Origin of the sequence: Kitasatospora sp. NPDC094015, from assembly GCF_040304075.1 — a bacterium.
Classification (GTDB): domain Bacteria; phylum Actinomycetota; class Actinomycetes; order Streptomycetales; family Streptomycetaceae; genus Kitasatospora.
On the sequence record NZ_JBEOUL010000005.1, the window covers coordinates 45,956 to 60,698 of the forward strand.

The 14,743-nt window shown below is 75.0% G+C and carries 12 protein-coding genes; 7 read left to right on the top strand and 5 right to left on the bottom strand.

Annotation, left to right across the window (positions count from 1 at the left end):
* Positions 1-72: 72 nt before the first annotated feature.
* Positions 73-1,992: a DEAD/DEAH box helicase gene (locus tag ABT014_RS08230; RefSeq protein WP_350637851.1), complete on the bottom strand. Its 1,920-nt coding sequence runs from the start codon at positions 1,990-1,992 to the stop codon at positions 73-75.
* A 648-nt stretch (positions 1,993-2,640) separates the two neighbouring features.
* On the opposite strand from ABT014_RS08230, the gene ABT014_RS08235 reads away from it, so the two are divergent.
* A complete protein-coding gene (locus ABT014_RS08235; protein ID WP_350637852.1) occupies positions 2,641-3,393 on the top strand; it encodes a ferritin-like fold-containing protein in 753 nt (250 codons plus the stop codon).
* A 13-nt stretch (positions 3,394-3,406) separates the two neighbouring features.
* On the opposite strand, the gene ABT014_RS08240 is transcribed toward ABT014_RS08235, so the two are convergent.
* The 3 genes from ABT014_RS08240 to ABT014_RS08250 all read right to left on the bottom strand — a co-directional run bounded on the left by ABT014_RS08240 (position 3,407) and on the right by ABT014_RS08250 (position 4,861).
* Entirely contained in the window at positions 3,407-3,691 is a 285-nt protein-coding gene (locus ABT014_RS08240) for a hypothetical protein (RefSeq protein WP_350637853.1), read from the bottom strand.
* A 148-nt stretch (positions 3,692-3,839) separates the two neighbouring features.
* Entirely contained in the window at positions 3,840-4,067 is a 228-nt protein-coding gene (locus ABT014_RS08245) for a DUF3107 domain-containing protein (RefSeq protein WP_350637854.1), read from the bottom strand.
* Between the two features lie 122 nt (positions 4,068-4,189).
* The gene (locus ABT014_RS08250; RefSeq protein ID WP_350637855.1) at positions 4,190-4,861 is read right to left on the bottom strand and encodes a TetR/AcrR family transcriptional regulator; all 672 of its coding nucleotides are present in this window, start codon (positions 4,859-4,861) and stop codon (positions 4,190-4,192) included.
* Between the two features lie 208 nt (positions 4,862-5,069).
* Here ABT014_RS08250 and ABT014_RS08255 point away from each other — a divergent pair, with 208 nt between their 5' ends.
* From ABT014_RS08255 to moeZ, 5 genes are all read left to right on the top strand, one after another.
* Positions 5,070-5,978 carry an alpha/beta fold hydrolase gene (locus ABT014_RS08255; protein WP_350637856.1) on the top strand — a complete coding sequence of 303 codons (909 nt, stop codon included), beginning with the start codon at positions 5,070-5,072 and terminating at the stop codon, positions 5,976-5,978.
* Positions 5,979-6,359: 381 nt separating this feature from the next.
* Positions 6,360-7,973 (top strand): DUF3492 domain-containing protein, encoded by a 1,614-nt coding sequence (locus ABT014_RS08260; protein ID WP_350637857.1) that lies wholly within the window; start codon positions 6,360-6,362, stop codon positions 7,971-7,973.
* The gene (locus ABT014_RS08265) at positions 7,973-9,142 is read left to right on the top strand and encodes a hypothetical protein (protein ID WP_350637858.1); all 1,170 of its coding nucleotides are present in this window, start codon (positions 7,973-7,975) and stop codon (positions 9,140-9,142) included. The genes ABT014_RS08260 and ABT014_RS08265 overlap by 1 nt, the downstream gene beginning before the upstream one ends.
* Entirely contained in the window at positions 9,139-10,092 is a 954-nt protein-coding gene (locus ABT014_RS08270; RefSeq protein WP_350637859.1) for an NAD-dependent epimerase/dehydratase family protein, read from the top strand. The genes ABT014_RS08265 and ABT014_RS08270 overlap by 4 nt, the downstream gene beginning before the upstream one ends.
* A 192-nt stretch (positions 10,093-10,284) precedes the next feature.
* Entirely contained in the window at positions 10,285-11,463 is a 1,179-nt protein-coding gene (gene moeZ / locus ABT014_RS08275; protein WP_350637860.1) for an adenylyltransferase/sulfurtransferase MoeZ, read from the top strand.
* An 83-nt stretch (positions 11,464-11,546) separates the two neighbouring features.
* Here the strand turns inward: moeZ and ABT014_RS08280 are convergent, their stop codons facing one another.
* The gene (locus ABT014_RS08280; protein WP_350637861.1) at positions 11,547-14,225 is read right to left on the bottom strand and encodes a flippase-like domain-containing protein; all 2,679 of its coding nucleotides are present in this window, start codon (positions 14,223-14,225) and stop codon (positions 11,547-11,549) included.
* Between the two features lie 143 nt (positions 14,226-14,368).
* Between ABT014_RS08280 and ABT014_RS08285 the strand changes: the two genes are divergently transcribed.
* Complete coding sequence (locus ABT014_RS08285) at positions 14,369-14,713, top strand: MGMT family protein (RefSeq protein ID WP_350637862.1); 345 nt, start codon at positions 14,369-14,371, stop codon at positions 14,711-14,713.
* Positions 14,714-14,743: the final 30 nt, after the last annotated feature.

The window sequence follows — 14,743 nt, forward strand, 5'->3', positions numbered from 1 at the left end:
GCCGGGGGGAACGCCGCCGGGCGGGCCGGATCGGTGATCCGGCCCGCCCGGGGCGGTCCTGCGGGTGGGGGCTCAGCCCTCCGGCGTCACCTCGACCGGCTCCGCGACCTTGCGGGCGCGGGTACGGCGGCGCGGGGCGGCCTCGGTGGGCTCCCCCTCCTGCGCGGGGATGGACACCACGGCGTCCGCGGCCGGCGCGGCGGCGGTCTTGCGGGCCCGGGTGCGGCGCGGGGCCGGGGTCTCGACCGCCTCGACCGCCTCGGCCACCGGGGCCTCGACCACGGCTTCGGCCTTGGGCTCCGCGGCCTTGCGGGCGCGGGTGCGGCGGCGCGGGGCGGCCTCGGCGGGCTCCCCCTCGACGGCCGGGGCGGCGGCTGCCACCTCGGCGACGGCCTCCGCGGCCGTCGCGGCGGCGGCGGTCTTGCGGGTCCGGGTGCGGCGCGGGGCCGGGGTCTCGACCGCCTCGACCGCCTCGGCCACCGGGGCCTCGACCACGGCTTCGGCCTTGGGCTCCGCGGCCTTCCGGGTCCGGGTCCGGGCGCGGCGCGGGGCCTCCTCGGCAGGGGCCTGGACGGCCGGCGCGGCCGCGGCCGCCACGGTGTCGGACACCGCAGCGTCGGTGGTGACCGCCGCCTCGGTACCGCGGGCGGCGCCGCGGGTGCGGCGGCGCTCGCGCTGCTTGCGGGCCGGACGCTCGGTGGCCTCCGGCTCCGCGGCCACCGCCGGGGCACCGCCGCGACCGCCGCGCGAGCGACCGCCCGCGCCGCTGCCGCCGCTGCCGCCACGGGCGCCGCGGCCACCGGTCTCGCCGAGGTCCTCGACCTCTTCGGCGTTCAGGCCGGCCCGGGTGCGCTCGGAGCGCGGCAGCACGCCGGTCGTGCCCGGGGCGATCTTCAGCAGCTCGTACAGGTGCGGCGAGGTCGAGTAGGTCTCCTCGGGCTCCGGGAACTTCAGGTCCAGCGCCTTGTTGATCAGCTGCCAGCGCGGGATGTCGTCCCAGTCGACCAGGGTGACGGCGGTGCCGGAGGCGCCGGCCCGGCCGGTGCGGCCGATCCGGTGCAGGTAGGTCTTCTCGTCCTCGGGGCACTGGTAGTTGATGACGTGCGTCACGCCCTCGACGTCGATGCCGCGGGCGGCGACGTCGGTGCAGACCAGGACGTCGACCTTGCCGCTGCGGAAGGCCCGCAGGGCCTGCTCGCGGGCGCCCTGGCCGAGGTCGCCGTGGACGGCGCCGGCCGCGAAGCCGCGCTTGGTCAGCTGCTCGGAGACGTCCGCCGCGGTGCGCTTGGTGCGGCAGAAGATCATCGCGAGACCGCGGCCCTCGGCCTGCATGATCCGCGAGACCATCTCGACCTTGTCGAGCGAGTGCGCGCGGAAGATGTGCTGGGTGGTGTTGGCCACGGTGTGGCCGGTGTCGTCCGGCGCCGCGGCCCGGATGTGGGTCGGCTGGCTCATGTACCGGCGGGCGAGGCTGATCACCTGGCCCGGCATGGTGGCCGAGAACAGCAGGGTCTGCCGCTTGGCCGGCAGCATCGTGATGATCTTCTCGACGTCCGGCAGGAAGCCCAGGTCGAGCATCTCGTCGGCCTCGTCCAGCACCAGCGCGCGGACCTGCGAGAGGTCCAGCTTGCGTTGACCGGCCAGGTCGAGCAGCCGGCCCGGGGTGCCGACGATGATGTCGACGCCCTTGCGGAGCGCCTCCACCTGCGGCTCGTAGGCCCGGCCGCCGTAGATCGCGAGGACCCGGACGTTGCGGACCTTGCCGGCGGTCTGCAGGTCGTTGGTGACCTGGGTGCACAGCTCGCGGGTCGGGACCACGATCAGGGCCTGCGGGCTGTCGGAGAGCTGGTCCTCGGTGGCGCGGCCGGCGTCGATGTCGGCCCGGACCACGACCCGCTCGATCAGCGGGAGGCCGAAGCCGAGCGTCTTGCCGGTGCCGGTCTTGGCCTGGCCGATGACGTCGTGCCCGGTCAGCGCGACCGGGAGGGTCATCTCCTGGATGGGGAAGGGATGGACGATGCCGACGGCCTCCAGGGCCTCGGCGGTCTCCGGGAGGATCCCGAGGTCCCGGAACGTCGTCTTGATGGGTTCAGCGGTGGTGGACAGGGTGCTGCCTCTTCCATATGGGGGGCCGAGAGCGAGAGGGCGGCGGGCGGCCATACCGCTGCGGCGGGCCGTCGAAGGGCCACGGTTCACAGCTGTGGGTCGCACACCGCGCCGGTCCCTGCTGCCTGCTGACCCGCGCGGCCCGGTGAAGGGCGCGTCGTCCGGCGGCGTGGGGGAGGATTCCCGTGAGGGGTCGGCGCGGGACCTGCGCCGTGGCGCGGTCCGCGGCGGCCCTCGCTCGGCCACTGATGCGGTGCCAAGGCCCGAAGTCCAGGCCATGGTCGGAGCCGATCGGGTCTCCGACCGGGCATCCGCGTACGTGAGTGCCTGCCCCCGCGCAGAAACGTCTGCACGGAGCACGTCTGCGCGGCCTGTCCGGCAGGACGGGCCGCGCGAGTACACCAGGCCTCACTACCACCATACAGTCCAGCGCCGACTCGAACACGTGACGCGGCTTACTCGGGCTGGTGGGCGGGGGTCCGGCCGGGCGGCCGGGCCGGTGGCGGGCGGTCCGGCGGTCTAAGGTGACGTGCCATGGAGACTCAGGAATCTGGCGAGGGCACCCCGACCGACCCGACCACCCCGCAGCGGGCCGGCTCGATCGGCGACTGGGCGAGCTGCGCGGCGGACCCGAGCTACCGGGCGGCCGTGCTCGACCTGCTCGGCGCGCTCGCGTACGGCGAGCTGAGCGCCTTCGAGCGGCTCGCGGAGGACGCCAAGTTCGCCCCCGGCCTGGTCGACAAGGCCGCGCTGGCCCGGATGGCCTCGGCCGAGTTCCACCACTACCAGCTGCTGCACGACCGGATCGCCGAGGTCGGGGCGGACCCGACCGAGGTGATGACGCCGTTCGTCGAGCCGCTGGAGGCCTTCCACCGGCTGACCGCTCCCTCCGACTGGCTGGAGGGCCTGGTCAAGGCGTACGTGGGGGACGCCATCGCGACCGACTTCTACCGCGAGGTGGCCGTCCGGCTGGACGACGACACCCGGGACCTGGTGCTGCGGGTGATGGCCGAGACCGGGCACGCGGCCTTCGCGGTCGACCGGGTGCGGCAGGCGATCGAGGACGAGCCCCGGGTGGGCGGCCGCCTCGCGCTCTGGGGCCGCCGGCTGATGGGCGAGGCGCTCAGCCAGGCGCAGCGGGTGGTCGCCGAGCGCGACGCGCTGTCCAACCTGCTGGTGGGCGGCGCCCAGGTGCAGGGCTTCGACCTGGTCGAGGTCGGCAAGATGTTCAACCGGATCACCGAGGCCCACACCCGGCGGATGGCGGCGCTCGGCCTGGCCTCCTGAGGCCCGCGACCGATCAGGCGGGCCGGCGGCGGTGGCTGCCGGACCGCCGCCGGGGCCGGTCCGGCCGGGCCGGCACCGAGACCAGGAGCACCGCGCTGACCGCGGAGACGGCGAGGGCGGCGGCCGGGAGCCGCCCGTCGAAGGCGTACCGGGAGATCACCCCGCCGAGCAGGGCGGCGACCAGCGCGGTCGAGACGGTGACGGCCCGGGCGGTGGGGAACCAGCTCGGCAGCAGCACCACGGCGCCGATGCCGACGGTCAGGCCGATCAGGGCGTAGGCGATCGTCTCGACGTACACGGGCTGCCTCCCGGGGTTCGCGCGGTGGGTGCCGTACTCGCCCTACCCCGTGCGCGGCCGGGGTACGCCCCGGACGTGCGAACGGCGGTGGCCGCCCCCCGCTCGGGGGACGGCCACCGCCGTTCGACCTGGGCGCCCGCGGGGCGCCTCAGAGGGTGCCGAAGCCCACCTTGCGCGCGGCCTGCTCGCCGATCTCCACGTACGCCAGGCGCTCGGCCGGGACGAGGATGCGGCGGCCGTGCTCGTCGGTGAGGGAGAGGAGCTTCTCGGTGCCCTCCAGCGCCTTGGCGACCGCGCTCGCGACCTCGTCCGCGCTGAGCGAGCTCTCGAGCACGATCTCTCGGGGCGTGTTCTGCACGCCGATCTTGACCTCCACGGCTTCCATCCCTCCGGGGTTGCAACAGCCTTGCGCACCACCTCGAACGGGTGTCCGCGGTCCTTGCGCCGTACGGCTTCACCTTAGAGCACGGCTCGGGCCGTGCGGCGAAGGTCCGCTGATCAGCTGTCCGCGGGCGACTCGTCGTCCTGGTCCGGGTCCTGGTCGTTCGGGTGCATCGGGAATCCCTTGAGCCCGCGCCAGGCCAGGCTGGCGACCAGCCGGACGGCCTCGTCCCGCGGGATCTCCTGGCCCTGCGAGAGCCAGTAGCGGGCGGTGATCTGGGCCAGGCCGCAGACGCCGGCGGCCAGCAGCTTGGCCTCCGCCTCGGGGAGGTCGGTGTCCTCGGCGATCACCTTGCTGACCAGGGTGGCGCTCAGGTCGCTGGCGCGCTCCACCCGCTCGCGCACGGCGGGCTCGTTGGTCAGGTCGGACTCGAAGACCAGCCGGAACGCGCCGGACTCGCTGGAGACGTAGTGGAAGTACGCCTCCATGGTGGCCGCGACCCGCTGCTTGTTGTCGGTGGTCGCCGCGAGCGCCTCGCGGGTCGCGTCGACCAGGGCGTCGCAGTGCTTGTCGAGCAGGGCGAGGTAGAGCTCCAGCTTGCCCGGGAAGTGCTGGTAGAGCACCGGCTTGCTGACCCCGGCCCGGTCGGCGATGTCGTCCATGGCGGCCGAGTGGTAGCCCTGGGCGACGAACACCTCCTGGGCCGCGCCGAGCAGTTGTTCACGGCGGGCGCTTCGCGGCAGGCGAGCACCGCGCGGGCGCTCCTGCGCCTCCTGGATGGCCGTCACGGCGCTCCTCACTTCACGGTCGGACATGGCTGGCAGAGCCATTGATTCTACTTTTGGGTAACCGGGTCCGCTCCCGGCAGAGCCGAGTAAAACGTAGAAACGGCCTTGTCGGGAGCCCACAATACGGTCCGGATCCGCGCTGTCCACAGGGTGAGATCCGGCCCGGCGGCCGGTGGGGCCGGGTACCGGCTTACTACCATCGTGCTCCATGAGCGCCGAACAGCTGGAGACCGAGGCCGAATCGTTCCGAACCGTACGGGTGCCCGGGGCCGAGCTGGCGGTCCGCGGCCCGCTGCGGGGCACCCCGGACGGGCTGCCGCCGGCGCTCTACGTGCACGGTCTCGGCGGCTCGGCGGACAACTGGGCCGCGCTGATGGCCGAGCTGTCCGGGGTGGTCGCGGGCGAGGCGCTGGACCTGCCCGGGTTCGGCTGGTCCACCCCGCCGCAGGACGGCAACCTCTCGGTCTCCGGGCACGCCCGGGCGGTGATCGGGTACCTGGAGCACGCCGGCCGCGGGCCGGTCCACCTGTTCGGCAACTCGCTCGGCGGGGCGGTCTCGGTCCGGGTCGCCGCGCTGCGGCCGGACCTGGTGCGCAGCCTGACCCTGATCTCGCCGGCCCTGCCCGAACTGCCCCCGCAGCGCAGCGCCTGGCCGACCGGCCTGCTCGCGGTGCCCGGCCTGCCCGCGCTGCTCGGCCGCGCCCCGGACCGCCGGCGCAGCGTCGAGGCGGCCACCGACAGCCTGCTGCGGCTGGTGTACGCGGACCCGTCGGCCATACCGGCCGCACAGCGGGCGCGGGCGGTCGAGGAGTACCGGCGGCGGATGGCGCTGCCGTACGCGCTGGCGGTGCTGGCCGGTTCGGCCCGCGGGGTGGTGTCGGCGTACACCGAGCGCGGCGAGCAGTCGCTGTGGCGGCAGGCCGCGCAGGTGCGGGTGCCGGTGCTGCTGGTGTACGGGCTGAAGGACAAGCTGGTCTCGTACCGGTGCGCCCGGCGGGCCTGCGAGGCGTTCGCGGACGCCCGGCTGCTGGTGCTGCCGGACTCCGGGCACGTGGCGATGATGGAGCACCCGGAGCGGGTCGGCCGGGCCGTCCGGGAGCTGCTGGCGGAGGCCTGAGCGGGGCGCCGGGCGGGGCCCGGTCGGGGCGGGAACGGCCGCCCGTGGCGGGTGTCCGCCGGTCCGGGTGAACGCCGCAGGCGGTCCGCGGTCACGCTTGTTCACTCGTTCAGGTGGCTACCAGGCAGGTGAGCGAGGTGCGGGCGGCGGGTCGTTCTACCTTCGTGGTGTCAGACCGAACAGGTGTGGGGGAGCAGTGACCGTCGGGGCCCGGTCGGGGTCCGAGGGGGCTGAACAGCGGAGCCGGGAGCCGGGGCCACGGGGAGTGGTCGCGGCGCCGCCCGGGGCCGTTTCCTTGCTGAGCATTGGTGTCGCTGGTTGATCAGGCTCCCTGTGTCGTAGTCGTTGAACCCAGGTCGAACGCTCTGCTCTGGAGGCGTCGTGCGCATCGCTCTGCTCACCGAGAGCACCTATTCGAACGCGAAGCGTGGTGACAGCTGGTGCGGCCGGCTGGCCGACGGGCTGGTCGAGCACGAGTTCCAGCTCTACCTGCTGGCCCGCGGCGCCCGCGCCGAGGAGCCGGAGCCCGGCCCCGTCCGGCCGCCGGTGCGCGGGCTGGCCGCGGTGCACGAGCTGCCGATGTGGGGCCGCCGCCCGGCCGGCCGCGGGCCCTCGGCGCACCGCCGCCGGTCGTACCGCAAAGCGTACGAGCAGCTGGTGCGCGCCCTGGTGCTGCCGGGCGAGCGGGCCTCCTTCGGCCCCGGGCTGTACCGGCTGGCCGAGCTGGCCGGGGCGGACGGCGCGCTGCCCGCCTTCCTCGCCTCCGGGGCCGCCCAGCGGGTGCTGGAGCAGGTCTGGCGCTCGCCCGGCGCGGACACCGCGGCCGGCCAGCCGCTGGTGCGCGACGTCCTGGTCGCCGCCGACCTGCTGGAGCAGTGCCTGCGCCCGCTGTCGGCCGACTGGTACGGCACCGGGCCCGGCGCGCTCGGCTCGGCCGACCTGTGCCACGTGGTGGGCGGCGGCCCGGCCGCGCTGCCCGCGCTGGTCGCCAAGCAGCTGCACGGCATCCCGTTCGTGGTCACCGAGCACGGGCTGCACCTGCGCGAGCAGTACCGCAGCTACCGCACCGCGCCCTACCGCTGGCCGGTCCGGGCGCTGCTGCTGACCTTCTTCCGGCTGCTCACCGAGGAGACCTACCGGCAGGCCGCGGTGCTCACCCCGGGCAGCTCCTACGACCAGCAGTGGCAGCAGCGCTGCGGCGCCGATCCGGCCCGGATCAGGGTGGTGCACGAGGGCACCCCCGCGGTCGCCCGGGAGGTCGCCGGCGCCGAGCCGCCGGAGCCCGCGCTGGTCTGGGCCGGGGCCCTGGAGCCGGGCCGCGACCCGGAGTTGATGCTGCACGCGTTCGCCCAGGTCCGGGCCGAGCTGCCCGGCGCGGTGCTGCGGATGTACGGCGAGGAGGGGGTGCCGGGGTACCGCCTGCACTGCGAGGAGATCGCCGAGCGGCTCGGCGTCGCCGGTGCGGTCACCTTCGAGGGGCGCCCGGGCACGCCGGCCGAGGCCTGGCAGGCCGGCCGGGTGGTGGTCTTCTCGGCGCTCGCCCAGCGCAGCCCCCGCCTGCTGGCGGACGCCATGCTCAGCGGCCGGGCCGTGGTCGCCACCGATGTCGGGGTGGCCCGCGAGGTGGTCGGGCCGACCGGCCTGCTGGTGCCGCCGCGCAGCCCGCAGGCGCTGGCGGGCGCCTGCCTGGCACTGCTCGGCGACGAGGAGCGCCGGGCCAGACTCGGCCTGGCGGGCCGGCTGCGCGCGCAGGAACGGTTCGCGGTCGAGCCGGTGATCACCGCCTTCCGGGACATCTACCTGGAGCTGGTCTCGCGCTGGCCCGCCTTCCCGGCCGGGGCGGGCGAGCGGCTGCAACCCTTCGCCCGGCCCGCCGAGTACTGGGTGGCCGGCGCGGGCGCCGAGCCCGAGCCGCCCGAGGCCGCGCCCGACGGCGGCCGGGAGCGGCCCGCGGACGACGCGGCCGCGCCCGGGGCCCTGGCCGAGGCGCTCTGATGCCCGGACCACCGCCGAGGGCCGGCGCGCCCGCCCGCCCGGCCACGGGCCCGCCCGGCGGAGCGCCCGATCCCGCCACCGGGACCCCGCCCGCCGACCCGGTGCGCGAGCTGATCGCCCGGCACCGCGCGGTGTGCGAGCAGGCCGTGGACCCGCTGGAGATCGCCGCCGCCCTGGAGGACGCCGGGATCGGCGCCGGGACGGCCGGCCACTACCGGCACGCGGACGTCTTCGGGTTGGCCGAGGAGCTGTACGCCCGGGTGCCGCGCCGCCCGCCGGAGCCGGCCCCGGCCGAGCGCCCCGCGCCCTGGGCCCGCAGCTGGGGCCGGGCCACCGGCGCCGCCGTCCGGCACGGCCTGCCGGCCGCGCTGCTCCTGCTCGTCGGGTCGGCGCTGCCCGGCCTCGGCCGGCCGGTCGCCCTCGCCCTGCTGCTGCTCGCCGCCGTGCCGCTGTCCCGGTCCGCCCCGGCCGGCAGCCGGGCCGTGCGCTGCGGGTACGGGCTGGGGATCGCCCTGCTGCTGGCTCCGACGGTCACCGGCGCCGGTGGTGCGGACGCCCTGCTGGCGGCGGTCGCGGTGCTGGCTCTGGGGTCGGCGGCCTGGTCGGCCGACTGGCTGCGCCGGACGGGCCGGGGCCATCTCGGCTCGGCCCGCACGATGGCGGAGTTCCGGGGCCGGATGCGGCCGGTGCTGCCGGTCGCCGTGCTGCTGCACCTGGCCGTGCTCGCGGTGCTGACCTTCGGTGCGCTGGCCGCCGCCTCCGCCCTGGCACCGGGGCCGGGCCCCGCCGGGGGGCTGCTGCACGGCGCCGCGCACCGGGCGGGCGCGACCCAGTGGGCCGCCCAGGCCGCGGTCGCGCTGCTGCTGGTGCTGGCCACCGCCCTGCTGCGGGGTGAACACCCGGCGCCCGCCGCGGTGGCCCTGCCGGTGGCGGGCGTGGCGGCCCTGCTGCTCACCGGGGCGTTCCCGGCCGCCGCGGCCCGGCTGGCGGCCTGCGGCACGGTCGGGCTGCTGCTCCTCCCGTACGCCTGGGTGGCCTCCGGCCGCCCGGGTTCCTACCGGCCGGGCCCGCCCGGCCGAGCCACCGGACCACGGCCGCACGGCCGTGGTCCGAGAGAAACCGCCCGCGGCGTGCGCGCCCCGGGCTTCAGGGAAGGACACCCCCGATGAGGGTGCTGCTGTTGGGCGCGGACGGCTTCATCGGCCGCCGCGTCGCCGAGCGACTGCTGGCCGATCCGGGCATGCAGGTCACCGTGCTCGGCCGCCGGGACTCGGCCGACATCCGGTTCGACCTGACGGCGGGCAGCCCCGGCGCGCTGGCCCGGTTCCTGGACGCGGTGGCCCCGCAGGTGGTGGTGAACTGCGCGGGGGCGACGTACGGCACCTCGCGGCTGCTGATCCAGGCCAACACGCTGGCGGTGGCGACCGTCTGCGAGGCGATCCGGCGCAGCCGGGAGCCGGCCCGGCTGGTGCACATCGGCTCGGCCGCGGAGTACGGGCCGGTGCAGGCGGGCGGCCCGATCCCGGAGACCACCGAGCCGCGGCCGGTCGGCCCGTACGGTGTCTCCAAGCTGGCCGGGACGGAGCTGGTGCTCGCCTCCGGGCTGGACGCGCTGGTGCTGCGGATCTTCGACGTGGTCGGCCCCGGTTCGCCGACCGCCTCGCTGTTCGGCCGACTGGCCGAGGGGCTGCGGCGGGCGCTGGAGCAGGACGAGCTCCAGGTCCGGATGCCGGACCTGTCCGGGTACCGGGACTTCGTGGACGTCCGGGACGTGGCCCGGGCGATCCAGGCGGCGGCGGTCTCGGCCGCCACCGGCGTGATCAACATCGGCAGCGGGCACGCCGTCCGGGCCCGCGAGGCGGCCCACCTGCTGGTCCGGGCCTCCGGCTTCGAGGGTTCGGTGGCGGAGGACGGCCGGCAGGTGCTGCTGCCCGCCCAGGCCGGTCCGGGCCACGCGGACGGGCTGTACCGGCCGGCCGAGGCCCGGCCGGCGGCGGAGCCGGTGCCCTGGCGGCAGGCCGACGTCCGCACCGCCCGGGACCGTCTCGGCTGGCGGACGCACGTCCCGCTGGAGGAGTCGCTCGGCGACATCTGGCTGGAGACCGCCTGCCGGGTCTGACCGGCCGCCCGGCCCCGCGAATCGTCCGACAGGCCCTGGCGGCAAGCGCGTTGGGGCTGGTCGGGGCGGTGCGCGGTGGTCCCACGATCCGGTGGGCGGTGTCTCGCCCATCGGACATGCTGTCTCGGAATACCGGCGGCACGTGACACTGTTGGCGTAGGCAATACCGAACTGACGACCATCGGAGTTTCCGTGTCGCTGCCACCCCTGGTCGAGCCGGCCGCCGAGCTCACCGTCGACGAGGTCCGCAGGTACTCCCGCCACCTGATCATCCCCGACGTGGGCATGGACGGGCAGAAGCGGCTGAAGAACGCCAAGGTGCTGTGCGTCGGCGCCGGCGGCCTCGGTTCGCCCGCACTGATGTACCTGGCCGCCGCGGGTGTCGGGACGCTCGGCATCGTCGAGTTCGACACGGTCGACGAGTCGAACCTGCAGCGCCAGATCATCCACGGCCAGTCCGACATCGGGCGCTCCAAGGCCGAGTCCGCCCGTGACTCGGTCAAGGAGATCAACCCCTACGTCGAGGTGATCCTGCACGAGGACCGCCTGGACAACTCCAACGTGATGGAGATCTTCGCCGGCTACGACCTGATCGTGGACGGCACGGACAACTTCGCCACCCGGTACCTGGTGAACGACGCCGCGGTGCTGCTCGGCAAGCCGTACGTGTGGGGCTCGATCTACCGCTTCGACGGTCAGGCCAGCGTGTTCTGGGCCGACCACGGCCCCTGCTACCGCTGCCTCTACCCGGAGGCCCCGCCGCCGGGCATGGTGCCGTCCTGCGCCGAGGGCGGCGTGCTCGGGGTGCTGTGCGCCTCGATCGGCTCGATCCAGGTCACCGAGGCGATCAAGCTGCTCGCCGGGGTCGGCGAGCCGCTGGTCGGCCGTCTGATGATCTACGACGCCCTGGAGATGACCTACCGCCAGGTGAAGGTCCGCAAGGACCCGAACTGCGCGCTCTGCGGCGAGAACCCGACCGTCACCGAGCTGATCGACTACGAGGCCTTCTGCGGCGTCGTGTCGGAGGAGGCGCAGGCCGCGGCCCAGGGCGCGACCATCACCTCCAAGCAGCTCAAGGCGTGGCTGGACGAGGACGAGGACATCTTCCTGATCGACGTCCGCGAGCCGAACGAGTACGAGATCGTCTCGATCCCGGGCGCGACGCTGATCCCGAAGAACGAGTTCCTGATGGGCACCGCGCTGGAGAAGATGCCGCAGGACAAGAAGATCGTGCTGCACTGCAAGACCGGCGTGCGCTCGGCCGAGGTGCTCGCCGTGCTCAAGTCGGCGGGCTTCGGCGACGCCGTCCACCTGGGCGGCGGCGTGATCGGCTGGGTCAACCAGATCGAGCCGCACAAGCCGGTCTACTAGACCGTCCCGCCCGGCAGGCCGAGGGCCGCCGTCCCCACCGGGGACGGCGGCCCTCGGTGCGTCCGGGCGGGACGGGGCAAGCGCTAGAGGGCGCCCTTGCGCTGCAGGACGTTGTACGCGATCCAGCCCGGCAGCACCGGGAGCCAGAAGGTGAGCAGCCGGTACAGGAAGACCGCCGGGGTGGCGGCCGAGGCCGGTACGTTGCCGACGGTCAGCGCGCCGATCAGGGCGATCTCGACCGGACCGATGCCGCCCGGGGTGGGGATCGCCGAGCCGGCCGCGTTGGCGGTCAGGAAGACCACCGCGACCGCCGAGAAGGTCATCGACCCGCCGAACGCCTGCACCGAGGCGTACAGGCAGGAGGTGAAGCTCAGGGTCAGCAGCAGGATGCCGCCGAAGCCGCTGACCAGCTTGCGCGGGGTCTGCATCAGGTCCAGCATCCGGGGCACCACGCCGAAGAACAGCGAGCGCACCCTGGTCACCACGAACCGCCGCAGCGGGCCCACCGCGGCCACCACCAGGGCCAGCACGGCGGCCGTCAGCACCCCGATGATCACCGCCCGGGAGGCGCCGAGGTCGCCGTTGGTCTGGGTGCCGGTGATCAGGCCGAAGCCGAACAGCAGCATCAGGTGGCCGGCCAGGCCGGCCAGCTGGGAGGCGCCGACGCTGGCCACCGCCTGGCCCGGGCGGATCCCGGCCTTCTGCAGGTAGCGGGTGTTGAGCGCGATGCCGCCGATCGCGGCGGGGGCCACCAGCTTGACGAAGGAGCCGGCCAGCTGGGCCGCCACGGTCCGTTCGAACGGCAGCCGCTCGGGCACGAAGCCGGTCAGGCTCATCGCCGCGGCGACGTAGCTGGCCGCCGCGGCGACCAGCGCCACCGAGGCCCAGGCCCAGTCCATCTGGGACAGCTTCAGCTGGCCCGGCTGGATCGTGGTGAGCGCGAGGTAGGCGGCGAAGGTCAGCGCGATCACCATGATCAGCGTCTTCGGCTTCAGCCGCTCCAGCTTGGCGGGGGCCATCGGCGCCTCGGGCGCGATCTGCAGGATCTGGCCGCGGATCCGGCTGAGCAGGTCCTCGCCGGCCACCGCGATGTCCTCCTCGGCCTGCTCCTGGGTGCGCTCGCCCGCCGCGACCTGCTCGACCGCCAGTGCCTGTGCGGCGGCCTTGCGCTCCTTGGTCATCCGCTGCAGGTCGATCCGGGTGGAGCGGCTCAGCCCGACGGGCTGGAGCAGCGGCAGCGCGGCGGCCACCCGCTCCGGCCCGAGCACCTCGTTGGCCACCGCCACCGCCCGCTCCGGGCCGATCCGCAGCGCGAAGGTGGTGAGCAGCTGGGCGACGTCGATGCGCAGCGTCAGGTCGCCGGCCGCGATGTCGCCGCCGGAGAGGTTGACCAGGCAGCCGGTGGTGCCGTCCATCACGAGCAGCGATTCGCCGGTCAGCCGCCGGTGCGCGATCCGCCGTTCGTGCAGGGCCCCGACCGACTCCCAGAGCGAGGCCATCACGTCGTCGGTGATCTCCTCCTCGGTCAGCTCGTCCAGGGTCCGCCCGGAGACGTTCTGGTAGACCAGGATCGCGGCGTCCGGGCCGAGCTCGGAGGTGGCGACCAGCTGCGGGGCGCGGGCGCCGGAGGCGGCGGCCGCGTACGCGATCAGCGCCTCCTGCTCCAGTGCCTGGCGCAGCGACTGCGGGCTGCGCCGGACGGCCACCGAGCGCAGCCGTACCCGGCGCCAGGCCCGGTAGAAGAAGCCGGAGGCCTGCTGCTCGCGGTCGATGATGTGGACGTCCAGCAGCGGGCCGTCCTGCTGGGTGACCAGGTAGCGGCGGGTGTCGCCGGGGGCGTCCGGGGCGCGGTGGGCGGCCGAGGGGCTGAAGCCGACCTTGCGCAGGCCGACCATCAGGGTCTTGCCGGTCGGCCGGATGTTCGGGGAGCCGATCGCGTAGAGCGTGCCGTACGCCACCGACCAGCCGATCAGCACGGTGAGCAGCAGCGAGAGCGGGGTGGTGTAGCCGCTGATCAGCTCGGTGGTCCCGCTCAGGATGACGACTATCCACAGCGCCACCCGCCAGCGTGGTCGGCTGGACATGCCCACTGCTGTCATGTACGCGATCACCGGGGCCAGATAGCCGTGCACCGGATCGGTCAGCTTGTCCCCGGCCGCGCTCTGCAGCTGGGTGAGGGCGTCCCGGACGGTGTCGGGCGCGCCCGCGGCGACCCACCAGTCGACGCCCAGCGAGACCCCGTAGGCGAGCACCGAGGCGAGCACCCCGTCGGCGACCCGCAGGCCGTCGCGTTTGATCAGCCGCTCCACCGCGAACGCCAGCGGGACGGCCAGCACGGCCACGCTGGAGACCAGCGCGGCGATCGTGCTCAGCAGGTTCGGGACCTTGTGGGCGCTCTTGGCGATGTCGTTCTCGATGCCGGTGGTGGTCGAGACCGCGATCTGCGCCAGCACGAAGACGGCGATGATGCCGAGCAGCCCGGCGATGAACCGGAGCAGGTCGGACGGGCGGTGCGCGCGCGGCGGCAGCAGCGGCTCGTCGACCGCCAGCCGGTGCTCCCCCGAGTGCTCCGGCGCGGACGGGACCGGGGACGGCGCGGCCGGGCCGGGCGGCCCCTGCTGCTCGCGCCCCGCGGGCCCGCTCTGCGGCGGCGTCTTGAACAGCGACACCGCCTCGGGTTCGGCGTGCTCCGGTCCCGCAGCATCGTCGGTGGCGGACTCGTCCGAGCCCTTGTCCACGTTCACGTCTGCCGTCCCGGTCATCTGGTCTTGTCCTTGTATCACCACGCGTTGCCCCGAAGATGCTGCCATGCCCGGACGCCCGGTGCTGGACAGGGGGCGCATCGGGCGCGGCGGATCATCCGCGCGGGGCCCCGAAATCGACCGGATGCGGAAGAATGCGGCAGATGAGCGAACCCACCGAGCCGCTGGATCCGGCCGGCCAGGACGGTCTGCCACCCTACGCCGAGCTCGTCCTCGACCTGACCGAGCGGATCCCGCCGGGCCGGGTGATGACCTACGGGGACGTCGCCGAGTACCTCGGGCAGGGCGGCCCCCGTCAGGTCGGCCGGGTGATGGCGCTCTACGGCGGAGCGGTGCCGTGGTGGCGGGTGATCCGCGCCGACGGCCGGCCGCTGCCCGGCCACGAGCACCGCGCGCTGCCGGAGTACCGGGCCGAGGGCACCCCGCTGCGCACGGTGGCCGGCGAACCCCGGGTGGACCTGCGCCTGGCCCGCTGGGACGGCCGGTAGCGCGCCCGCCCGGGCACGCCCCCGAACCCC

Bases quoted from the DNA above. Each gene is read 5' to 3' on its own strand.
- ABT014_RS08235 (WP_350637852.1), top strand. From the start codon at position 2,641: ATGGAGACTCAGGAATCTGGCGAGGGCACCCCGACCGACCCGACCACC.
- ABT014_RS08230 (WP_350637851.1), bottom strand. From the start codon at position 1,992: ATGACCCTCCCGGTCGCGCTGACCGGGCACGACGTCATCGGCCAGGCC.
- ABT014_RS08285 (WP_350637862.1), top strand. From the start codon at position 14,369: ATGAGCGAACCCACCGAGCCGCTGGATCCGGCCGGCCAGGACGGTCTG.
- ABT014_RS08270 (WP_350637859.1), top strand. From the start codon at position 9,139: ATGAGGGTGCTGCTGTTGGGCGCGGACGGCTTCATCGGCCGCCGCGTC.
- ABT014_RS08255 (WP_350637856.1), top strand. From the start codon at position 5,070: ATGAGCGCCGAACAGCTGGAGACCGAGGCCGAATCGTTCCGAACCGTA.
- ABT014_RS08265 (WP_350637858.1), top strand. From the start codon at position 7,973: ATGCCCGGACCACCGCCGAGGGCCGGCGCGCCCGCCCGCCCGGCCACG.
- ABT014_RS08280 (WP_350637861.1), bottom strand. From the start codon at position 14,225: ATGACCGGGACGGCAGACGTGAACGTGGACAAGGGCTCGGACGAGTCC.